Origin of the sequence: Bacillus sp. MRMR6 (assembly GCF_001940785.1) — a bacterium.
Classification (GTDB): Bacteria; Bacillota; Bacilli; order Bacillales; family Cytobacillaceae; genus Neobacillus.
On record NZ_MSLS01000014.1, the window covers coordinates 25,725 to 48,694 of the forward strand.

18 protein-coding genes are annotated in these 22,970 nt (G+C 39.5%); all 18 read right to left on the reverse strand.

Going from position 1 to position 22,970, the window contains the following annotated elements; translation table 11 throughout:
* Positions 1 to 13: 13 nt before the first annotated feature.
* Entirely contained in the window at positions 14 to 433 is a 420-nt protein-coding gene (locus BTR25_RS14520) for a disulfide oxidoreductase (RefSeq protein ID WP_075688768.1), read from the reverse strand.
* Positions 426 to 1,136 (reverse strand): DsbA family protein, encoded by a 711-nt coding sequence (locus tag BTR25_RS14525; RefSeq protein WP_083652390.1) that lies wholly within the window; start codon positions 1,134 to 1,136, stop codon positions 426 to 428. The genes BTR25_RS14520 and BTR25_RS14525 overlap by 8 nt, the downstream gene beginning before the upstream one ends.
* A gap of 204 nt (positions 1,137 to 1,340) precedes the next feature.
* Positions 1,341 to 2,282 (reverse strand): family 43 glycosylhydrolase, encoded by a 942-nt coding sequence (locus BTR25_RS14530; protein ID WP_075688770.1) that lies wholly within the window; start codon positions 2,280 to 2,282, stop codon positions 1,341 to 1,343.
* Positions 2,283 to 2,543: 261 nt separating this feature from the next.
* Complete coding sequence (locus tag BTR25_RS14535) at positions 2,544 to 3,917, reverse strand: MATE family efflux transporter (RefSeq protein WP_254842720.1); 1,374 nt, start codon at positions 3,915 to 3,917, stop codon at positions 2,544 to 2,546.
* Positions 3,918 to 4,000: 83 nt separating this feature from the next.
* Positions 4,001 to 4,966, reverse strand: a complete 966-nt coding sequence (locus BTR25_RS14540; RefSeq protein WP_075688771.1) for a glycoside hydrolase family 43 protein — start codon at positions 4,964 to 4,966, stop codon at positions 4,001 to 4,003.
* 30 nt (positions 4,967 to 4,996) lie between these two features.
* Positions 4,997 to 5,947, reverse strand: a complete 951-nt coding sequence (locus BTR25_RS14545; protein WP_075688772.1) for a glycoside hydrolase family 43 protein — start codon at positions 5,945 to 5,947, stop codon at positions 4,997 to 4,999.
* Between the two features lie 31 nt (positions 5,948 to 5,978).
* Entirely contained in the window at positions 5,979 to 7,187 is a 1,209-nt protein-coding gene (locus tag BTR25_RS14550) for a sn-glycerol-1-phosphate dehydrogenase (protein ID WP_254842721.1), read from the reverse strand.
* A 113-nt stretch (positions 7,188 to 7,300) separates the two neighbouring features.
* Entirely contained in the window at positions 7,301 to 8,815 is a 1,515-nt protein-coding gene (gene arfA / locus BTR25_RS14555; protein ID WP_075688773.1) for an arabinosylfuranosidase ArfA, read from the reverse strand.
* Between the two features lie 70 nt (positions 8,816 to 8,885).
* The gene (locus BTR25_RS14560) at positions 8,886 to 9,158 is read right to left on the reverse strand and encodes a DUF6171 family protein (RefSeq protein WP_075688774.1); all 273 of its coding nucleotides are present in this window, start codon (positions 9,156 to 9,158) and stop codon (positions 8,886 to 8,888) included.
* A 19-nt stretch (positions 9,159 to 9,177) separates the two neighbouring features.
* Positions 9,178 to 10,665: an alpha-N-arabinofuranosidase gene (locus BTR25_RS14565; protein WP_075688775.1), complete on the reverse strand. Its 1,488-nt coding sequence runs from the start codon at positions 10,663 to 10,665 to the stop codon at positions 9,178 to 9,180.
* A 77-nt stretch (positions 10,666 to 10,742) separates the two neighbouring features.
* On the reverse strand, positions 10,743 to 12,758 hold the full coding sequence (gene tkt / locus BTR25_RS14570; protein ID WP_483295260.1) for a transketolase: 2,016 nt from the start codon (positions 12,756 to 12,758) through the stop codon (positions 10,743 to 10,745).
* Positions 12,759 to 12,861: 103 nt separating this feature from the next.
* Positions 12,862 to 14,346 (reverse strand): L-arabinose isomerase, encoded by a 1,485-nt coding sequence (gene araA / locus BTR25_RS14575; RefSeq protein ID WP_075688777.1) that lies wholly within the window; start codon positions 14,344 to 14,346, stop codon positions 12,862 to 12,864.
* 112 nt (positions 14,347 to 14,458) lie between these two features.
* Positions 14,459 to 15,154, reverse strand: a complete 696-nt coding sequence (gene araD, locus BTR25_RS14580) for an L-ribulose-5-phosphate 4-epimerase (RefSeq protein WP_075688778.1) — start codon at positions 15,152 to 15,154, stop codon at positions 14,459 to 14,461.
* 339 nt (positions 15,155 to 15,493) lie between these two features.
* Entirely contained in the window at positions 15,494 to 17,743 is a 2,250-nt protein-coding gene (locus BTR25_RS14585) for a glycoside hydrolase family 127 protein (RefSeq protein WP_075688779.1), read from the reverse strand.
* Between the two features lie 12 nt (positions 17,744 to 17,755).
* A complete protein-coding gene (locus tag BTR25_RS14590; RefSeq protein WP_083652392.1) occupies positions 17,756 to 19,225 on the reverse strand; it encodes an arabinan endo-1,5-alpha-L-arabinosidase in 1,470 nt (489 codons plus the stop codon).
* 133 nt (positions 19,226 to 19,358) lie between these two features.
* The gene (locus tag BTR25_RS14595) at positions 19,359 to 20,201 is read right to left on the reverse strand and encodes a carbohydrate ABC transporter permease (RefSeq protein WP_083652401.1); all 843 of its coding nucleotides are present in this window, start codon (positions 20,199 to 20,201) and stop codon (positions 19,359 to 19,361) included.
* Between the two features lie 86 nt (positions 20,202 to 20,287).
* Positions 20,288 to 21,184 (reverse strand): carbohydrate ABC transporter permease, encoded by an 897-nt coding sequence (locus BTR25_RS14600; protein WP_075688781.1) that lies wholly within the window; start codon positions 21,182 to 21,184, stop codon positions 20,288 to 20,290.
* 159 nt (positions 21,185 to 21,343) lie between these two features.
* A complete protein-coding gene (locus BTR25_RS14605; RefSeq protein ID WP_083652402.1) occupies positions 21,344 to 22,678 on the reverse strand; it encodes an ABC transporter substrate-binding protein in 1,335 nt (444 codons plus the stop codon).
* Positions 22,679 to 22,970 lie beyond the last annotated feature (292 nt).

A 22,970-nucleotide genomic window follows, 5' to 3' on the forward strand; every position in this document is an offset into this window, starting at 1 on the left:
AGAAGAGAAGGTCTTAGACCGTCTCTTCTTCTCTTTTTCTAACGGCTATTCGAATTAAACAGATGGTAATAATGGAAAAAGCAACAAATGCCAGTACTGGAATAGTTATAAAACCAAACCAATTTATATAGTCCTTTGAACAAGGAACTCCACTTTTGCACATTTCAAACTGTTGTAAATACGGTATCTTTTGCAATGCAATATGATAGCCTGAAATCATCATTCCTACAATTGATAATGGTAATGTATAGCTAACAATGCCGTTATCGTTTCGATAAAACGCAATACCAAGCAGGATTGCTAATGGGTACATAAAAATCCGCTGATACCAGCATAGTGTACAGGGAATATAATGCAAAACTTCGCTAAAGTATAAGCTGCCAATCGTTGCGACAAGGGCAGCAACCCAAGCAAGCAATAAGGATTTATTCATTTCCTTCCCCTAGAGACGCTTCATCAACCATCGTTTTTAAATCCTCCATCGTCTGTCCATTGAAAAGCTTCCCGTTTACGAAAATGGAAGGTGTTCCCGATACATTAAGTTTGCCGGCAAGTTCTTCATCTTTCTTCCATGCTGCTTCAGGCTCGCTCGTTTCGAAATATTTAACTACCTTCACAACGTCTTCTTCACTTGCTATTTCTTTTAATGTCTCTGTTAAAAACTCCTCAGTAAATACATCTACAGTTTCATAACCTGGGTCCTCTGGTTGTTTATCATAAATTAACTCATGGAATTCCCAAAAAGCTTCGTTTCCTAATTCATGATAGACAGCTTCAGAAAATTTTGCGGTTCGTTTAGAGTCGATATTAATAAATGGGTAATGGAAATAATAAAACTTTGCTTTCCCAGTATCAACAAATTCCTCTAAAATCCAAGGAACGATGTTATCGGCAAAGTTTTTACAGTTTGGGCATTTATAATCACCGAATTCAATAATCGATACTGGTGCTGACTCTTCTCCAATAAAGGGCTGATTTGCATAATCAATTGTATCGTTTTTACCTTCGTCGTCTGATTTAGAATGATTGTTAAAAAATATAAGTGCTACAACGCTGACTGCAATCAAACCGATCACCCAAAAGACAAATTTTCCTGCTTTTGCTTCTTTTTTAGTACTTTTTTTATTCTTAGCCATAATCATACCCCTTATTATCTATAATAGTATTCCTGCCATAATCAATCTATTAAAGTTCGAATTTTGTTAGCTAGGATTGATTTTACTAGAACTTGTCCATTTTGTGAAATTATTAAATCTTACCACTCAATGTGCGGGATTTTAGAAAATGAAAGAAAAAACGAAAAGCCCTCCATTTATAAGGAGAGCACTTTTCATTATAATTTATATATGTGGCCAGCCTTCTGCATCCCATAACAATGGTTTAATCCGTAATGTTGGTTTTCCCTTTTTTAAGGCATCATAGGCATGATTGACGAGGATCGATGAGTTATCGGAGAAATAAACGGCACAGTGACCTGGGCCAATCCAGCGTTCATCTCCAGCGTCTATTAATGTTCCGCCGCCCTCCATCATTGATAGACCGTTTTTATCGGTATAAGGTCCTGTAATATTCTTAGACCTTCCTACTACGATTTTATATGTACTTTCGATTCCTCGGCAGCAGAAATCAAAGGATACAAACTGATAATAGTAGCCGTTACGATAGACGATAAATGGAGCTTCGATTGTATTAGGCTGTTCTGTCCGACTCGAAATGGACAAAAGCTCTGCATCCTCTGCACGCTTCATCGTAACAGGATCTAATTTAAACAGCTTGATTCCTGACCAAAAGGAACCAAAATTTAACCATGGCTGCCCTTCTTGATCAAATATCAAATTGGCGTCAATTGCATTGTAATCATCAGATTCTGTACTATGGATGACATATCCCCTGTCCTGCCATTCATACTCTGGATTCTCAGGATCAAGTGTTGTATTTGTTACTAATCCAATAACAGAAGTGTTCTTCCCAAAGGTAGACACAGAGTAATAAATATAATAGGTTCCATTGTGGAGGTAGATGTCTGGTGCCCAGATACTTTCTTCCTCCTTTTCCGGAACATAATGCTTACTCCATTCTGGCAAGGTTGAGAAAATTGGACCTTGCTGCTTCCAATTAACCCCATCCTCAGAAGTTTTGATTTGGATACCTTCTCCTGTATGAAAAACGTACCAGCGATCACCTTCCTTAGCCATTACAGGATCATGGGCCCATAGATCTCCCTTCAAATCCCACTTTATCTCATTAAAATTAATACTGCCAAAGCCTCTTGAGTTATTCATGTTTAAAATCCCTCTCCTTTTGGAATAACAGACCTAACGCTGAGTCTGGTTCTGCCATTCCTAAGATTATTAAAATAATATGATTGATCATTTATGATAGACAAATCGTTCTCCAGGCACCAACATATGAAACTTTTGATTAGGATATTGATGAAACAGATAGTCCACGAAATAAGCAGGATTCTCACGATTAGTTGGAAATAGATCAAAATGGATTGGAATAATCAGGTCGACTTCCATTTTTACTCAAGTCAGGACTTGTTACCCAACAGCAGGGATTTCTGCTTTCTCAATTAGCACTTTCTTTTCCCAAGCTCTGCTCTTCCATCTATAGTACATGATAATGCCCCTAAACCATTCATCGACGATAAAAGCAATCCATATACCCGCTAACCCTAAGCCAAAATAGATTCCCAAGATGTAAGAAATCGGGACAGCTAATCCCCACATGGACAAGATCCCCATTTTCATCGTAAAAACAGCATCACCGGTTGCGCGCAAAGAGTTGATTACGATTAAATTAAAGGTTCTGCCTGGTTCTAGAATTAAACATAGTAATAGCAGAAAGCTGCCTGTATGAATAATATCTTTATCGTCCGTGAAAATACTCATAATATTTTCTCGAAAAATAGAAATTAAGATGGCGATTACAATTGTAATGACCAAACTATACTTCAAGCTTTTTAGTAGTTGACGATAGGCTCCGTCGAAATCTCTAGCACCAACCCGGTAACCTATTAAAATCTGTGTCCCCTGCCCAACCGCTAACCCAAACAGCATGATAAACGACATTACGTTCCAAGTATAAACACGTGTAGATAAGGCAGCTGCACCCATAATGGCGATAATAGCAGTCATGGCCATTTGACTCGTATTATAGCTAAGTTGTTCCCCAGCTGTAGGTACACCAATTTTTAATATTTTTCTAATATGGGTAATTTGGAAATCAAAATAATCTTTAAGCTGTATTTTTATAGGAAGCCTCTTATACATAAATACAAACGCAATAATTAAGGCCGCTGCCCTACTAACAGCAGTTGAAATGGCCACCCCTTTAACTCCCAATACGGGGAATCCGAACAGTCCGTAAATCACGATAGCATTTCCGATTAAATGGATGATGTTCATCATAATAGAGACGAACATGGCTTCTCTTGTAAACCCATTTGCTCTAAGAATTGCCGAAACAGTAACCAGCATTGCTTGAAGGAACAATGTTCCGCCTACAATTGAAAGGTATTCGTATCCAATCGCCGCTAACCGGTCTTCAAGGTGAAAGATTTCTAAAAGAGGGCCTTTAAAAATAATTAATAGCATACTTACCACTAGACCCATCCCTAGATTAATCGTAAGAGAAATGGCTGAGGCTTGTTTAGCCTCCTTCTTCAGTCCAGCACCTAAGTATTGTGAGACTAATACCGCTGTCCCAGTTGCGGTAAAGTTAAACAAGAGAATAGCAAAAAAAACAAGTTGATTGGCTACTCCTATTGCAGCAACAACGTCATCAGAAATGTGGGACAGCATAATAATATCCGTGGTTCCCATGAGCATCTGTAAAAAAAGTTCTATAAAAATGGGCCATGTTAATGCACGGAGAGTGAGATTTCTTTTACTTTGTTCTATTGTATTTACCACGGTTGATCTATCCACCTTTTAATAGAAAAGAAACATATCAAAGTGTTGATATGAATCTTTCACTTTCACCCAAAAACTAATGATTATTCCGGAAATCCGAGGTCAGGTGTTCCGTCTGGATTCCAAGTGAATTCTTTTGCACATGTGTGACGATTCGGGTCGTATAATGGGTCTCCAACAATCTCTGTATAATTCCTTACGTGGTAGACAATTACATCCTTACTGCCATCTTCTGAAACAGTAAAGCTATTATGTCCTGGGCCATATTGGCCAGTTCCATAACAGGTTTTGAAAACAGGCTCCATTGTTTTACTCCAGGAATCTGGATTTAATAGGTCGCTATTTTCATCTGCTGTTAAAAGTCCCATAGCATAGTTCTCATCGGTTGCACTTCCCGAGAAAGAGATAAAAATTCTACCATTTCTTTTTAAGACTGCTGGTCCTTCATTTACCCAGAATCCAATGGTTTCCCAATCATATTCTGGTTTGGCCACCATAATCTGAGGACCTTTAATCGTCCATGGATTTTCTAGTGGAGCAATATAAAGATTCGAATTCCCTCTAATTTCTGGATCTTTTTGAGCCCAAACCAAATACTGCTGTCCGTTATGATTAAATGAAGTAGCATCTAGCGCAAATGAATCCCAATCGGTATTGACTTGTCCCTTTTCTTCCCAAGTCCCTTCCAATGGGTTTGCTGATTTATTTTCAATTACAAACATCCGATGTTGGAAAAGCCCATCAACGATTTCCTTTGACGGTGCTGCTGCGAAATAGATATACCAGCTGCCATTAATATAATGTAGCTCTGGTGCCCAAATTAGATTGCTCATTGGTCCAGTTTCATGCCTTCTCCATGCAACAACAGGCTCCGCTTCCGCTATTCCTATTATTGTTTTTGAACGTCTAACTTCGATTAGGTCATACTCTGGTACTGATGCTGTAAAGTAGTAGTAACCATCTGTATGTTTATAGACCCATGGATCTGCTCTTTGTTCAATAATTAAATTCTTTGCCTTTTTGGCTTGGTCAATTGTTACATGTACCATACTAATTACCCTCCATAATCATGATGTCAGCTATTTTGCATCTGGTACTGGAACACCGAAATTAGGAGTTCCGTCTTCATTCCATGTAAAGACTTGTGCCCGTGTATGGCGGTTTGGATCCCAAAGAGGATCGCCAACAATGTCGCGGTAATTACGGGCATGATAGATTAAAATGTCCTGACTTCCATCTTCTGAAACAGTAAAGCTATTATGTCCTGGACCATATTGGCTGTTTTCTTCATTGGTTTGAAAGACAGGAGATTCTGTTTTTGTCCAAGATTTCGGATCCAACAAATCGCTATTTTCATCGGCTGCTAGTAAACCCATGCAATAATTATAATCAGTTGCACTGGCAGAGTACGAAATGAATATCTTTCCGTTTCGCTTTAATACGGCAGCTCCTTCATTCACTAAAAAACCAATGGTTTCCCAGTCAAATTCAGGTTTGGTGATCATGACTTGAGGTCCTGCAAGTGTCCATGGATTCGCCATTTTAGCAATATAAAGGTTGGAGTTCCCAACTATTTCTGGGTCTCTCTGAGCCCAAACATAGTATCTTTCACCCTTATGTTCAAAGGTAGTTGCATCAAGTGAAAATGATTCCCAGGCTGCTTTTACTTGTCCTCTTTCAACCCAATTTCCTTCCAGGGGATTTTCTGATTCATTCTCAATCACATACATCCGATGGTCAAATATAGCATCTTCTCGAGCAGCCGCATAATAGATATACCATTTTCCATCAATGTAATGGATTTCCGGTGCCCAAATATTAGCGCTCATCGGGCCGCTTTCATGCTTTCTCCAGGCAGTTACTGGTTCTGCACTTCCTAGTTCTTGAATGGTTTTTGCCCTTCTTACTTCAAGTCGGTCGTATTCCGGAACTGATGCGGTGAAATAGTAATATCCATCTGTATGTTTATAAACCCAAGGATCTGCACGCTGCTCGACAATCGGATTGTTTAAAGTTTCTACTTTTTGCATAATAGGTCACCTTCCATTTTTATGATTTCTTCTATAATAGCTGGTTCTCATTTATAAACTTTAGTGCTGTGTAACGATTTCGTAGGTGATGTGCTTTTCTTAAACTTGCGTTTACTAATTCTTGATCAATGCCAAGCTGACTTGGTAAACTTGCCCCACCTATCATTTCCAATAAAGCTCGCAGTTGAGTTGAGTTCGGTATCTCGTGATAGATGGCGATGATTTCTTGAAGGTTTTCTTTCATCCTGATTACCAAGTCTTTGTCCTTTACCGAATGTAAGCAATTAGGTTCTGATATGAATGGAAGAAACGTTTCTTTATATACTTCCGCAAGGAGTGCTGTTGATACACCGACTTTGGCGCCATGCAGAACTGCAGGAAGTTTTCGCTGTAGGAATTCCATTTCCCAATAATGCGATAGATGATGTTCACCGCCGGATGCCGGATGTGATTGCCCAAAAACAAGCATGGCTAAACCAGATTTGATTAAGGCTTCAATTACTATTTGAATTCCCTCTTCATCACCTTCAGCAATCTTTTCGGCCTTCTCGAAACAAGAATTCAGGGCATCCTTAGTAATGCTTGCAACAAGTGGACAATAGGGTTCTTCTTTTAGCAGATGGCCAAATTTCCAATCTGCAAGTGATGTATATTTTGCCAGCATATCTCCAAATCCTGCTGCGATCATTTCCCTTGGTGAAGCTTTTAATATACCTATATCTGCAAATACAGCGATTGGCGCTGTCATTTGAAAGGTGGTTTTAACTCCTCTGATGATTAAGGGAGCACCCATTGAGGTGAAACCATCGACTGAAGGAGCAGTTGGAACAGAAATAAAAGGTACTCCTGTTTTTGCACTGCAAAAACGAGCAATATCATGAATGGTTCCAGCCCCTACCGCAACAATTACGTCCGTACCGTTTGGAATCTCCAATAATGCTTGAACCAATGAAATTTCATTTGCTACAACATCATTATTTTCATCAGGCTTGATGAGACTACTAGAGAAATTTATATCAGCCTTCATTAATTGGCTAGATAATTTCTCCCCTGCTGCTTGAAAGGTATTTTTATCGGCGATTAGTACAGGCTGTTTATATTCCTTTTTTTGTATAAAAGAAACTAGTTCTTCTAATACATGATGACCGACTAAAATTGTTTCAATTGGGATTTCGTTATGATGATTTCCACAACTGCATCTTTGAGCGAGAGACATAAGTTCAGTTATATATTTTTCCACTGTCCATCCCTCCTGCACACCATAAATTAAACGTATAAATGAAAGATAAATAAATGATTCCATACCATTTCGAACATCAGTATGTCAAAAATGGTATGGAATATAAAGTATGATTATTTACGCTTTGCCAGGCGGATTACGTTCCAAGAAAGCTTAGGCAGTACAGCAGTTACCCCGCCATTTTCCGTTCTGGCATTTCCATTGGAATGTGGAGCGACTGGTGTACCTTCGGCAGAATTGGTTTGCTTTAGATTGCCGTCATTTTCCAAGACAATATGCTCAACGACTTCGTAGCCATTGAAGTTACGAATGTCCACTGCTAAGTCTAATCCTTCTTCTAGGTGGCGGTTTACAGCAAAAATGGTTAGGGTTTCTTGTTCTTCATTGTAAACAGCCGTTGACTCTAAGTATGGGACATCGGTGAAATCTTTACTGTCATATTTAGGGCTCGAAATAATTGGGTTTAGTGATACTCCTCGGCCATAAACAGAAGTATGCATATATGGATAGAAGATGGTTTGCTTCCAAGCAGGTCCATTATTCTCCGTCATAATTGGTGCTATAACATTTACCAGCTGGGCAAGACAAGCAATTTTCACACGGTCAGCATGCTTTAACAAGGTAATCAGCATACAACCCACCAATAGAGCATCTTCAAAATTATAAATGTCTTCTAATTGAGGTGGTGCAATGCTCCACGGTTCTATCTTTTTATCTGCTTCATTGCTGTGATACCATACATTCCATTCATCAAAGGAGAGGTTAATCTTCTTTTTACCACGCTTTTTGGCTTTAATATAGTCTGCAATCGAGATAACAGATTTAATAAAGTCATCCATTTCTAAAGATAATGCTAGATAATTAGAAATATCATTGTCACGGTTGCCGTAATACTGGTGAAGCGAAATATACTCTACATGATCGTAAGTGTGGTCTAGAACAGTTGCTTCCCAGTCTGCGAATGTCGGCATATGGCGGTTTGAGCTTCCACAGGCAACTAATTCAATAGTAGGATCCACCCACTTCATTACCTTTGCTGTCTCCTGTGCCAGGCGTCCGTATTCTGCAGCTGTCTTATGGCCAATCTGCCATGGACCGTCCATTTCATTTCCTAAGCACCAAGTTTTGATTTTATATGGATCTTTTACGCCATGAGAGATCCGTAAATCGCTATAATAGGAACCACCTGGGTGGTTGCAATATTCTACTAGGTTTCTAGCAGCGTCGATTCCCCTAGTTCCTAGGTTAACCGCCATATTTACATCTGCATTAACAAGCTGCGCCCATTTCATGAATTCATTTGTTCCCATTTCGTTGGTTTCTGTTGTCCGCCATGCTAAATCCAAGCGACGCGGACGGCTTTCCACTGGTCCGACACCATCTTCCCAGTTATAGCCTGACAGGAAGTTACCGCCCGGATAACGGACAAGCGGTACCTGAAGCTCCTTAACCATTTCAATTACATCCTGACGGAAACCATTTTCGTCCGCTTGAGGATGTCCTGGTTCATAAATTCCGCCATAAACTGCACGCCCTAAATGCTCTATGAAAGAACCATAGATGCGATTATCAATTTCAGACACTTTAAAATCTTTTTCTAAAATCATTTTTGCTTTATTGTTAGCCATGTATATCCTCTCCCATTTACTAGAGATAAAACTAAGTATTATAAGAAGTTTACTTTAGAAAAACGTTAGATTAACTGACCTTATCCCATTTCGGTTTGCCCGCAAATGGGCAGCTTTTGTTTTTAAATTTGGCTCGATAGCGGACGATGCATCCGCTATGGGCACAAGTTGTTCTGTATTGAAGGGAGGGACAGCCTTCACAAATCTTTAATCGAGCTGCATATACTTCATCAGATACAATCACAGATAAATTCTCCTCAGTTTCCTTAACAAGCTCCTGGATGACTTCCTCTGTTACGATCACGCTGTCAACGCAGCCTTTACATAGATTTCGCTCACTCACTGCCTTCTCCCCTTATCCTTTATTCCACCGCTAAGGTAACTACAGACATTGGCGGAAGTTTGATGGCTAATTTATTGTTTTCGACAGTTACTCCAGTAAACTCAACCGGTTTAACAACCTCCGGCTGATCGAATGTATTATGTGCATTCATCGTATCAGCAGTGATAATCGTGCCGGTAACCTTCGTTTCTGCAGCTGTTACACCACGAAGGTCTAAATCTAGTACGGCTTCGTTTTGGTGGTCGATATTACACAAGCTGATGTGTACTACACCTTGGGAATTCTTAGATGCCGAAACCGTTACTTGTGGTAATGTTTGCCCATTGACTTCATAAGTTCCAAATGATGAATCTACTGCCAATAGTTCCGCATCCTGATGTACTTTGTACATATCAAAAACGTGATACGTTGGTGTTAGAATCATCTTCTCGCCTTCTGTTAGAATCATGGCTTGAAGCACATTGACGGTTTGCGCAATATTCGTCATTTGTACGCGGTCAGCGTGATTGTGGAAAATATTAAAGTGCAATCCTGCAACTAGAGCATCACGGATTGTATTCTGTTGATATAAGAATCCAGGATTAGTTCCCGGTTCTACATCAAACCAAGTTCCCCACTCATCAATAATCATGCCAATGCGCTTATCAGGATCATATTTGTCCATGATCGTACTATGTTTCGTAATTAACTCATCCATATGAAGAGCTTTCTTCATTGTGATAAACCATTCGTCCTCTGGAAAATCAATTGCCGAGCCTTTTCCTAACCAGAAGTCACCTGGGATTGTGTAATAATGAAGGCTTAAACCGTCCATTAACCAGTGAGCATTTTTCATTAACACTTCTGTCCAGTTATAGTCATCTACATTTGCGCCACCAGCGATTTTATAAATTTTGTTATCTCCATAGTTTCTTACGTATGTTTGATAACGGCGATAAAGGTCCGCGTAATATTCTGGGCGCATATTTCCGCCGCATCCCCAGTTTTCGTTCCCTACTCCGAAATATTTCAATTTCCAAGGCTGACCCGCGCCGTTTTCGCGGCGCCAGTTTGCCATTGGAGATTCGCCTTCAAACGTCATATACTCAACCCATTCAGACATTTCCTGAACAGTACCACTGCCAACGTTTCCGCAAATGTAAGGCTCACACTCTAACATTTCACACAGCATCATAAATTCATGTGTCCCAAAGTGGTTATTTTCAACAACGCCGCCCCAATGTGTGTTTACCATACGTTTACGGCCTTCTCTTGGACCAACGCCATCCTTCCAGTGATATTCATCTGCAAAACAACCGCCTGGCCAGCGAAGAACTGGAACTTTCAGGTGCTTTAATGCAGCTAATACATCGTTGCGAATCCCGTTTGTATTTGGGATGGAAGAATCTTCTCCCACCCAAATACCTTCATAAATACATCTGCCAAGATGCTCAGCAAAATGACCATATATATTTTTATTAATTTTTCCTTTTAAAATATCTGTATTGACTATTACATTATTTGACATAGAGTAACCTCCAGTTGTAGTAGTTTGGGATGAATAATTACTGTTCAACCCCTTTAGCATCTCCGAATAACCAGGATTTAAAGGCGTTCTTTAATTTTCTTGATAATACTTTCAGCTGTAAAACCATACTCTTTGGCAATTCTGTCACCAGGTGCAGACGCTCCAAATGTGGAAATTCCAATTACAAGTCCATCTCTGCCTACATATTGTGCCCAGCCCTGAGGTGAACCTAATTCTATTGCAACATTTAGTTTAATTTCAGATGGTAAAATAGCTTCTTGGTAGGCTTTTGGTTGTTTGTCAAACAACTCCCATGAAGGCATATTCACAACTCTGCTAGTAATCCCTTCTTTGTCTAAGCCCGCTTTTACATTTAAAGCTAGCGTTAATTCTGAGCCAGTAGCAATCAATTGAACTGTTGGCACTTCCTGTTCTGAGTTCGCAACAATGTACGCCCCTTTTACAGTTTCTTCATTTACTGTGTCAACATCTAGATTGACGGTCAGATTTTGTCTTGTTAACACCAATGCCACTGGACCATCTTGATTTTGCATGGCATATTTCCAAGCTGCTGCTGTTTCATTCGCATCTGCTGGACGCAAGACGGTTACATTTGGAATTCCCCGCAATGCTGCCAATTGTTCAATTGGTTCGTGTGTCGGTCCATCTTCCCCGACAAAAATACTATCATGTGTGAATACATATACTGCAGGTAAATTCATAATTGCAGCCAGCCTAATTGCAGGACGAAGGTAGTCTGAGAATACGAAGAAAGTAGATCCAAACGGCTTTACTCCACCGTGCAAGAGCATTCCATTTACAATCGTTCCCATAGCAAATTCTCGGACGCCAAAATAAACATTTCTGCCTTGGTAATTACCTGCTGAGAATCTGCCTAATCCGTTTAAGTGGGTCATCGTCGATGATTCTAAATCTGCAGAACCACCAATTAAGTTCGGGATGGTTTTTGCAAGCGCATTTAAAACCTGTCCTGAAGCAACGCGGGTTGAAAGTGATGTTCCTTTTTCGTATACAGGCACTTCCCCATCCCAATCTTCAGGCAGTTCACCCTTCATCTCTCTTTCAAGGCGGTCTGCTAATTCTGGGAAGCTCTGCTTATATTGGTTGAGTAATTCATCCCATTTCTGGTTAGCTTCTATCCCATTATTTTTAACTTCCTGCCAGTATTCTTTAACCTCTTCAGGAATAAAGAAGTCTTCCTGCGGCCAACCGTAAGCCTCTTTAGTCAGTTTAACTTCCTCAGAACCTAGTGGAGAACCGTGTGTACCACCATGGCCGCCTTTGCCACCCTTATTTGGACTGCCGTAACCAAGTGTTGTTTTTACTTCTATTAGAGTTGGTTTGGACAAATCCTTCTTTGCTTCAAACAAAGCCTCTTCAATTGCAAGAAGATTATTTTCTTCATCCACTCGAAGAACCTGCCAGCCATATGCCTCGAAACGTTTAGCTACATCCTCTGAAAAGGACAGGTCCGCTTCGCCGTCAAGTGTTATATTGTTAGAATCATAGATTGTGATTAATTTACCTAATTCTAAATGTCCTGCAAGAGAAGCTGCTTCAGCAGAAACACCTTCCATTAAATCTCCATCACCACAAATCGCATATGTAAAATGATTAATAAGCTCGTAGTTTTCGCGATTATATACGGATGATAAGTGTGCTTCAGCCATTGCCATTCCGACAGCCATTCCAATACCTTGGCCGAGAGGACCGGTTGTTGCATCTACTCCTGCTGTATGTCCAAATTCGGGATGTCCCGGTGTTTTGCTTCCCCACTGTCTGAACTGTTTTAAATCCTCAAGTGATAGGTCATATCCACTTAAATGTAATAGGCTGTATAGAAGCATCGATCCATGTCCAGCTGATAAAACAAAACGGTCACGGTTAAACCATGTTGGATTTGCTGGATTGTGATTCATTACCTTTGACCATAGTACATGGCCTGCTGGTGCCATGCCCATCGGCATTCCTGGATGTCCTGATTTAGCCTTTTCAATTGCATCAATTGCAAGAGTTCGAATGGTATTAACTGCAAATTGCTCTACTTGCAATTTATCAACGGTTTTACTCAAAATGTGTTCCTCCTTCAGTTTCTAAAAGTGAGAGTTCTTCTTCTATATTTAAACAATAGGGCTATTATTGCTAATAGCCCTTTGTTTTTAGATACTTTTTTTTTTAACGATAAATCAGATCGTTCCACCGTAATTCGTTATTGAAAGCATGTGTATTCGTATCGTTATTGATTACTACCATTTCAATTCCAGCTAATTCAGCAAAATCTCTTAGTTGTTCAGTTGTGACTTTATAAGAGTAGCCAGTATGATGAGCACCACCTGCTTGGATCCAATTTTCAACTGCTTGGCTTAAAGATGGCTGTGTCTTCCATAATACTCGTGCAACAGGAAGGTTTGGCATATCCTGTTCCGGCTGCAGGGCATCTACTTCATTCACAAGAAGACGGAAACGATGGCCAAGATCAATAATGGAAGCATTTAGCGCAGAACCGCCTTTACCATCGAACACGATTCTTGCAGGATCTTCCTTGCCGCCAATTCCAAGTGGATGAACCTCAATTTTTGGACGAGTAGCCGAGATCGTTGGGCAGATTTCAAGCATGTGCGCACCAAGTACCATCTCGTTTCCTGGTTCAAAATGATACGTATAGTCTTCCATAAATGAAGTTTCTTCGTTACCAGCAATGATTTTCATTAAGCGGACAAGCGCTGCTGTTTTCCAATCGCCTTCACCAGCAAAGCCATATCCTTGTGCCATTAAGCGCTGAGCTGCAAGACCTGGAAGCTGGTGCATGCCGTGTAAATCTTCAAATGTTGTTGTAAATGCTGTATATCCGCCTTCTGTTAAGAACGCCTTCATTCCAAGTTCAATTCTTGCTTGATAACGAATAGAATCCCTAACTGGTCCATCTGTAAGGCCTACAGGTACGATATCATACAGTTCTTCATATTCAGCCATTAGAGTATCAATTTCCTGTTCGGTTACGTCATTCATTCTTTGAACCAAATCTCCAACACCGTATCCATTCACTGTCCAGCCAAATTTGATTTGAGCTTCAATTTTATCGCCTTCCGTTACAGCTACTTGGCGCATATTATCACCGAATCTTGCAACTTTAAGGACTTTGCTTTCTGCAAAGGCTGCTGCCGTTCTCATCCAGCTTCCAATTCGTTCTCTTACTTCTCCATTTTCCCAGTGACCTACCACTACCTTGCGTTTTACATTCATACGGCTGTGGATGAATCCATGTTCACGGTCACCGTGTGCAGATTGATTTAAATTCATGAAATCCATATCAATCGAAGCCCATGGTATATCACGGTTAAATTGAGTCGCTAAGTGCAATAGTGGCTTTTGTAGTGCAGATAGTCCTGCAATCCACATTTTTGATGGTGAGAATGTATGCATCCATGTAATGATCCCTGCACAATTTTCATCTGAATTTGCTTCAAGAATTAATCTTCGAATTGCATCTGAATCCTTTACAACTGATTTGAATACCAATTTATAAGGTACAGCTGGATCTGCATCTATACCATTAACAATGACTCTAGAGTTTTCTTCTACTGCTCTAAGTACATCTTCTCCGTAAAGTAATTGACTTCCAGTGACAAACCAATATTCATATGCTTTTGTAGTTAACAAGGTAAAGCCCCCCAGATCATTTTTGAGTTTATTTCACTTCATATAGTAAATAAGTTATACGTACAAGTAATTTTAGAAGCAAATGTCTAAAATACCTATGCAGTACTACAAATTATTTTTGACCGTAATATGCATTTGCTCCATGCTTACGCAAGTAATGTTTATCTAATAAAAATTGTTGGATGGGTTGGATATTGGGATTCAATTGAAACGTATGAAGAGCCATTTTCGCCACTTCTTCCATCACTACTGCATTGTGCACAGCCTGATTAGCATTTTTCCCCCAGCAAAATGGAGCATGATTAAATACCAGTACCCCAGGCATAGCTGCCGGATCAAGACCTTCTTTCTCAAAGGTTTCGATGATGACATTTCCTGTTTCAAGTTCGTAGGCACGTTCAATTTCCTCTTGAGTCATCTCACGTGTACAAGGAACCTCCCCATAATAATAGTCAGCATGAGTGGTACCAAGTGCCGGAATCGGACGCCCTGCTTGTGCCCAACTAGTCGCCCATGGGGAATGAGTATGAACTACCCCTCCAACGCTTGGAAATGCACGATACAAGGCAAGATGAGTAGGTGTATCAGAGGAAGGGCGCAAATTCCCTTCAACAATATTTCCTTCTAAATCAACCACTACGAGGTCCTCAGCTTTTAACTCTTCATAAGGAACTCCGCTTGGCTTGATGACGACAAGATTTTGCTCACGATCAATTCCACTAACATTTCCCCATGTAAAGGTAACTAAGTTATGCTTTGGCAAAGCCAAATTTGCTTCAAGCACCTCTTGCTTTAATTTTTCTAGCATAAAATCTCCTCCTTTTACCAAGGTACTAGCTCTAATTTGTTAATTTGGCCAATACTATAAAACTGCCTTAAAGTAAGAATACGTTTACAAAACTGTAAAAATATTTTTCAAGTTTCATAGGATTTAATCTATGAGACTTGATGAATTTAGCGCTTTCTAAATTTATTGATGCTATACGTACAAGGGTTAGAGTAGTAGATAGTAACTCCTTATGACCAACCTTACAAGTTGATCATAACCAGCCTCAAACTTGTACGTATAACCTTTAATTTGATTGTACCATCTATCATTATTTTTTCAATGGTATTTTAAAAAGTTTTCGCTTATTAAGTAAAAAGTTTACTCCGTAACCACACGAATTCCAAAAACCTTCGGAACTTTTTGCCCCTCATGTGCACAAAACTTTACTTTCACCTTACTCTTGTCCATTGTTACATGATTTGGAATCTCATATTTAACCAGTACAAACTTATTCATTTCTTCTAACTCTATTTGACCATCTTCTAAGATTACTCCATCAACGGTAATATCGAATGATTGCATCGTTTCTATTTCCTTCGTATACATAACAATTAGATGGTTCACTTGATTAGATAGTACTTCTAGATTAAAGGAGAAGTATCCACTTGGCCAAGTTTCTCTGTACTTTCGATTGGAAAGTACACCATAACCTACATGTTCCCCTTCAAATTCATGATCCCGTTCTGGCTGCATTTCTCCTGGCTGCACGAAATCTATCGTTTTCAGTCTAAGTTCACGATCTTTCTCAATAGAGGCTTTATAAGAGATTTCAGCCGCACTCCACTTTTCGTTAGTAAATACATCCCAATAGACTGATGTACTCCGATCATGCATTTGGTAAAAAGGTGATAAGCTGACGTCTCGCGGAAACCCTAGGTTCTTTGTTTCAAATAGATGATTCTCTTCTAAAACCGGCACAACCTGGCTAAGCACTTCCGGATGATCGGTTACCAGTACTGGTGTAAACAATAGGTCAGTTGCATCTATTTCTTGATCAATTTGTCCTAAATCACCTGCCAAAACAATCGGACCATTCATAAATGCGATCCGGTTTGGGTTATCATTCATTGATTCCACTCTTAAGGTCATTGGAATATTTAATTCTAGTTGATCACCACTATTCCATACTCTCTTAAGCGAAATAAAACTAGAAGGTTGTGCATCATGGCTGTACGGTTCACCGTTTATTAAAATAGTCATCCCCTGTTCAGCCCAATAAGGATAACGAACTAATAAGGCGAACTCTTTAGGCTCAGTAGATTCAATTCCAAGTGAAATTGAACCGTTTTCTGGATAAGAGGTAGTTTGATTCACCACAACTCCCATCTCCTTCCAATTCAGCCTAGAAGGAATATATTGATTGATGACAAGAGCATTTTCACCTTGGAAGTAGATGGCGTTACCATAGCTTGAATGGTTTTCCATTCCTGTACCGACACAACAAGTGAAATCATTGAATTTAGAATTATAAACCTTATGTCCACCCATATCTAAGGAAACAAAATAGGTAACAGTGCCTTCACTCGGATGCTGGGAGGCTAAGATATGATTATATAAAACCCTTTCATAATAATCCCCTTGCTCCGCTAGAGCGTTCCATTGGAAAAGATGCCTTGTCAGTTTTAACATATTGTAAGAATTACAGGTTTCACAGGTATTTGCACCAAGACGATCATTCAATTTGCCCGCTTCACCAAAATGCTCATTTAAACTGTTACCGCCAATTACATAGGAATGCTGGTGTACAACTCGGTCCCAGAAGAATTCCGATATACGTCGGTATGAGTCTTTTTTAGAAATTTCATACTGCCGGGCCGCCCCAACCACTTTTGGGATTTGGGTGTTTGCATGTCTGCCTGCAAGCAAGTCTTTTCCATCTGCCAGCGGATTTAATAGTTCAGCGTGATGGAATAGTTCAGATAATTTCCAAAACCGATTCTCACCAGTATCTTCAGCAAGGTCTGCCAAGGTTTCCGACATCCCGCCAAATTCGCATTTCAAGACTTCCTCTACCTGCTGTGCATTTAAGCTTGAAAACACATCCTCCAGCCATAGACCAAGCTTTCTTTCAACTTGCAGCGCTTTTTCGTTTTTAGTCAGCTTGTAAGCGTCACGTAAGCCTGCAAACAATTTGTGAATTGAATACAGCGGGACCCAGCCCCCGTTCAAATCAAAGCCTTGGGAGCGGATATCCCCTGCCTTTACTTCCTCAAAGATTTCTTTTCCGCGGGGAACACCAGATATATATCCCGTTCCATGTGCTTCTTGGCATAACCCTAATTCATCTACTAAATAGCTTACTCGTTCGATCAATCTAGCATCATCCGTTGCTGCCGCCATCATGGCACATGCGGATAAGTAATGGCCTAATGAATGACCAGAAATCCCTAAAGCTTCCCAGCCTTCATAATTTTTCGACTTTGGTTCTAAGCCTGCATATTCACGGAACCTTGATAAAAGTCTGTCAGGCTCAAGCTGTAATAAATAATCTTTATTTAAATCCATTGCATGCTTTAGTGGTCCATCGGTAACACGAACACGGTTAAGATCAAACGCTTTTAGTTTCATCTGATATCTCCCTTAGTGATTTTTTTCCAGCTTCTTTTTGCCCCATAGAACGGTTCCTTCTTGGTCCATTCCTGTGAACACAATCGTCGGGTTCCAATTCTCCCAATCCCAGGCAGGAATTACTTTCAAGCTATAATTCCAGTAGTCGTCAGGAGCAACACCAGGATCATAGATAGATAGTTTTAATGTATTATCTCCCGTTAATTCCCAGCTGCTTTTTTCTTTATTTTCCACTTTTCCCTTAGGCAGGAGGGTCAGTTCCGCGGAGGTTTGTAAACTATCATCATACCGCGGAAGGTGAATCTGTTCGTAGTGCCCTACAAGATTTTCTTCCTTGATTTTTTGTTCCTTTTCCCCTGCATATCTTTCAGGAGATACGACCGGCCAGCCATCTAGAGTCCAAAGGATTTTTCGGACATGTAAATGGGACCAGTAAATATCTTCACCCGCTCTGGCATTGTGGGTAAGATAATAGTTGCCATCCTCTTCTAGGAGACCATTATGCCCGGTACCAAGCCAGCCATCACTATTCTCAAACGCATAGCTGCCCACTAATTTGTTTCCTGTATCAAAAGACTCGTCCGTCGTATCGACCATATCCCTGTGGTTATAATCTAGGTACGGACCGGTGATACTTTTTGAGCGCGCAGTCCTAACATTATAGGTATCCTCTAACCATTCATAGGAGACGGTTAAATAATAATAACCTGTATCAGGATTGTACATAATTTCAGGCCCTTCAATCCCATAGCTCATGTTTTTCCTTTGTGCGATCAATGTTCCTTCATCAGTCGGATCTACTAATTTACCAGTGACCTTATCTATTTTGGTAATAAAGATGCCGCCAAAATAGGAACCATACACCATCCAAGGCTGTCCTTCATGATCGATCACAATATCAGGATCGATTGCGTTAGCAGTATAGTCATCACTTTCTTTTGTTTTAAAAACTGCCCCTTCATCCGTCCATGGTCCTTCTATACTGTCACTCGTTGCAAGGCCAATATAGGAGTTTCTTTTACCGACCGAAGAAACAGAGTAATACAAATAAAACTTATCATTCATTTCGATTACATTCGGTGCCCAAAAGGTATTGCCGGTTGTCCACTCCCATGCCTCCATTGAGACTTGGTCAAATACCCGGCCGACAAACTCCCAGTCTATTAAATTCTTAGACTTCCTAATTTGAATACCTGGTGTCGGAGATGCCCCAATCATGTAATCAGTTGAGAAGGCATAATACCACCCATCCGCTTTAATGATGGCAGCATCATGAGTGAAATTGGTTGTCCAATCCCGTTCTCTATGAACAATGTCAGCATTGACATTCTGGATTGGCTGCTTTGCAGGTGCTTTGGGGAAACTGATCCCTGAATCATCATTATTATTTGGCTTCGTAAAATGCATTCCTAATAAAATAGACGAGATTACAAGTATAAAAATGATGAGCCCAAGGACTAGCATTTTAGTTTTTCTATTCATTGTGCCGACTCCTCTATGTGCTTTCTTAAAACAAAAGGCACTTATCAAGTCGATGCTGATAAGTGCCTCAATTTACTCTATTAAACTTCTAAAACCACGAATCAAGAATGCACTTGCATTTGATTTAGTTGTATTAACCTTTTACACCCGAAATAGCGATTGACTCAATGATTTGTTTTTGGAAGATAATAAACACAATCAACATTGGCAATAAGGCAATGACAGATGCAGCCATGATTAATGGATAATCACTTTGAATCGCATAAGATGCATTGAAGTTGGCAATAACCAACTGCAAGGTTTGCTTCTCAGGTGAGTTCAAATAAAGGATTGGACCTAAGTAATCGTTCCATATTCCCATAAACCACAAAATTAATTGCGCTGCCACCGCTGGCTTAATTAATGGGAAGATAATCTTGTGAAAGATTTGGAAATAAGAGCATCCATCAATCTTTGCTGCTTCAATGATTGAGTTAGGAATACTTGTTAAGAACTGTCGTAAGAAGAATATCATGAATATGTTACCGAATAGTCCTGGTACGATTAGCGGCAGTAAGCTATCAACCCATCCAACAGTAGAGAACATGATAAACTGCGGAATCATGATTACCGGGTAAGGAATCATAACAGAAGCAAATAGCAATAAGAAAATCTTATTTTTTCCTTTGAACTGTAATTTAGCAAATGCGAATGCCGCTAAACTAGAGGTGAATGTTCCAATAAGTGTGACAGAAACCGCTACGATTAAACTATTACTAATACCTGACAGCAAAGGTCCCATTGACCAAATTTCAGCATACTTTGCAAATGAAATTGTTTCTGGGATCCATACTGGCGGTAGGGCAAATACATCTTCTTTCGATTTAAGCGAAGTAGAGAACATCCATAATAATGGTGCTACCATGAAGATAGCTCCTACACTTAAAAAGGCAAAAACAAATATATTCGTAATTCTATCTTTTTTCTTTTCAGACATTGGTTCTGATTTAACCAACTTTTTATCTGCAAATGCACCTTCCATTATTAAAAGCCCCTTTCTTTTACTCTTTTATTCACCAGTTATTAATCCAAATCAAAGGAAGATTTTTCGTTAATCTTAAATTGGATCAGGGTAATAATAAAGATGAAAAGTCCTAGTACTAAGGCCATTGCAGATGCATAACCTAGTTGGAAGTTACCAAATGCTTTCTGCCATACATAGAATACAACTGACGCTGAACTATATTCTGGTCCTCCCGTAGGAGTCATAACGTTAATTTCCGTAAAGATTTGCGCCCCGCCAATAATATTGGTTACGATGATAAAGAAGGTAACCGGCTTTACCATTGGGAGTGTAATATACCAAAAGGCTTGAAGTGCTCCAGCACCATCTAATTTGGCTGCCTCATAGAATGATTTAGGTACACTTTGTAATGCCGCTAGATATAATAGCATCGTGTAGCCTAAGCCCTTCCATACTGCCATGATAATCAATGCTGGTTTTACCGTGCTAGTATTTTGCAGCCAGTTAGGGCCTTCAATACCGAATAGTGCTAAAAATTGGTTAACTAATCCATAATCTCCGTTGTAAGCCCATTGCCAAAGAATAGAGATCGCAGCAATAGAGGAAACAACCGGAATATAGTAAAGTACTCTAAATGTGTTTGTTCCAGGAATTCCTCTATTTAATGCCATTGCAAGTAATAGCGCAAGAATAATTCCAATCGGGATACCAAGCATCATGTAAACAGTGTTAAACATGGATTTATAGAAATACTCATCCTGAAAAACATTGATAAAGTTTTCTAACCCAATAAAATTCATTTGTCCTAATCCATCCCAGTCCGTAAAAGCTCCATAGATTGAATAAATAAGTGGAGCCATTGCAAAAATGAGGAATCCTAAGACAGGTGCTGCAATAAATAAGTAAGCATATCTCTGTTCTGTACGATACAGTTTGGAATGTGAAGCTACTTTCATCTTTCCTCACCCTTTCAAAGAGCATTTTAAGTATATATTTGACATTTCCCTTTTTCTAAATTTCTTTCGTGAAAAAAATTTAGATAAAAGGAATAAATGGTGCTAGTAATCTTCTAAAAACTAGCACCATTTACACTATGTCAAAGTATCATTATTACCTTACTTAGCAGCTTTCTTTTCTGCTTCGATTGCTGCATCTAATAGTTTTTGCATTTTTGGCTGTGCTTCTTTTACATATTCCGCAGCAGTTTGCTTACCATCAAGTACTGGCTGGATATTTTTGAAGAACTCATCATACCATTCACCTGTATATGTTTTTTCAGCTGGGAATCCGCGGCCGTAATCGTTAATAATATCAAGGAATTCTTGCTTGTTAGCAGGCTTGATTGATTCATTAGCAGCCCACTGCTCTGCAACTGTTACGCTGTTTGGTAATTGAACTTGAGCATCAACTAATGCTTGGTTTCCTTCTTGGTCAGCAGATAGGTACAATGCTAACTCAGCAGCTGCTTCGGCATTCTTAGAAGTAGCTCCTACACCAATACCTAGTGAACCAACCCACGCAGCAGGTTTACCAGTTTTTCCTGCAGGCCAAGGCATTAAGTCGTATTCAAACTTTAATTGCTCTGCATATGTTGCCATATCCCAAGGACCAACAGGGAAGAATGCTAATTCACCCTTCATCCATCTTTGGTACGTATCAAGTGTTTGTGCTTCTGCAATAGAAGGAGTTACTTTGTGAACGTTTTGCTGATCAGCAAACCATTGTACTGCTTCTGCAAATTCTGGAGTATCAACTGTTACCTTTGTTCCAGTTTCATCGATCCAGTCTGCACCATTACTCCAAGCAATTGGCTGTAATGACCATTGAATGTTAAAGCCTGTACCAAACTGATTAGTTTTACCATCGCCATTTGTATCTTTTGTTAATTGTTGTGCCACTTCAATGAATTCATCTAATGTATAAGGAGTGTCATTGTCAGGAAGTGGAATTCCAGCTTCTTCAAACATTGTTTTGTTGTACCCTAATGCAAACGGACCTAAGTCTTTTGGTAATCCATAAATCGCACCTTGACCAAGTGTTTTCCCATCAAAACGATATTTATTGATACCTTTTTCCCAAATATCGTCGATGCTAACACCTTCTGAACCTTCAACAAACTCAGTGATATCTTTTAGCACACCAGAGTTAACATATGCTTTAACTTGAGCTGGGTTGTAGAAGAAAACATCTGGAATCTTCTTACCAGCGATTGCTGCTTTCAACTTTGTATCATATTGATCTGGAGCAACTTGAACTAAAGTAACTTTTACATCTGGATTTGATGCTTCAAAACGCTTTACAGTAGCTGTATAAGCTTCTAATTCTTTTGGCTGTCCTCTAAACATGAAAGTGATTTCCGTTTTTCCAGATTTGCTATCTCCTGAACCACTTTCTTTACCACCACAACCAGCTAATACTGCACTGATAACCATAATTGCAAGAAGCAACATGATACCCATTTTTTTAGATGATTTAAACAAGTAAATCCCTCCAATACTTATCTTTTATTTTTTTAAAAAATTTAACCCCATGATAGAATTTCTTTGAAAGCGCATCTACTTTTATATAATATAGAAAGTAGATATGTTACTACTAGAATAACAGAATAATAGAATGCCAAAATATAGATGTACGGACATGTTGAACAATTACATAAGAATCCCTCCTAGAAATTCTTTCGCAATTAAGTTAATAACCTTAAACTATGAAAGTTTTCCTGCCCTTTTTCTAGAGATCTTGTTG

Coding starts and splice junctions, on each gene's coding strand:
- BTR25_RS14565 (WP_075688775.1), bottom strand. CDS start 10,665: ATGTCAAATAATGTAATAGTCAATACAGATATTTTAAAAGGAAAAATT.
- arfA (WP_075688773.1), bottom strand. CDS start 8,815: ATGGCTAACAATAAAGCAAAAATGATTTTAGAAAAAGATTTTAAAGTG.
- BTR25_RS14605 (WP_083652402.1), bottom strand. CDS start 22,678: ATGTTGCTTCTTGCAATTATGGTTATCAGTGCAGTATTAGCTGGTTGT.
- araD (WP_075688778.1), bottom strand. CDS start 15,154: ATGCTAGAAAAATTAAAGCAAGAGGTGCTTGAAGCAAATTTGGCTTTG.
- BTR25_RS14545 (WP_075688772.1), bottom strand. CDS start 5,947: ATGCAAAAAGTAGAAACTTTAAACAATCCGATTGTCGAGCAGCGTGCA.
- BTR25_RS14595 (WP_083652401.1), bottom strand. CDS start 20,201: ATGTCTGAAAAGAAAAAAGATAGAATTACGAATATATTTGTTTTTGCC.
- BTR25_RS14520 (WP_075688768.1), bottom strand. CDS start 433: ATGAATAAATCCTTATTGCTTGCTTGGGTTGCTGCCCTTGTCGCAACG.
- BTR25_RS14525 (WP_083652390.1), bottom strand. CDS start 1,136: ATGGCTAAGAATAAAAAAAGTACTAAAAAAGAAGCAAAAGCAGGAAAA.
- BTR25_RS14540 (WP_075688771.1), bottom strand. CDS start 4,966: ATGGTACATGTAACAATTGACCAAGCCAAAAAGGCAAAGAATTTAATT.
- BTR25_RS14600 (WP_075688781.1), bottom strand. CDS start 21,184: ATGAAAGTAGCTTCACATTCCAAACTGTATCGTACAGAACAGAGATAT.
- BTR25_RS14585 (WP_075688779.1), bottom strand. CDS start 17,743: ATGAAACTAAAAGCGTTTGATCTTAACCGTGTTCGTGTTACCGATGGA.
- BTR25_RS14530 (WP_075688770.1), bottom strand. CDS start 2,282: ATGAATAACTCAAGAGGCTTTGGCAGTATTAATTTTAATGAGATAAAG.
- BTR25_RS14590 (WP_083652392.1), bottom strand. CDS start 19,225: ATGAATAGAAAAACTAAAATGCTAGTCCTTGGGCTCATCATTTTTATA.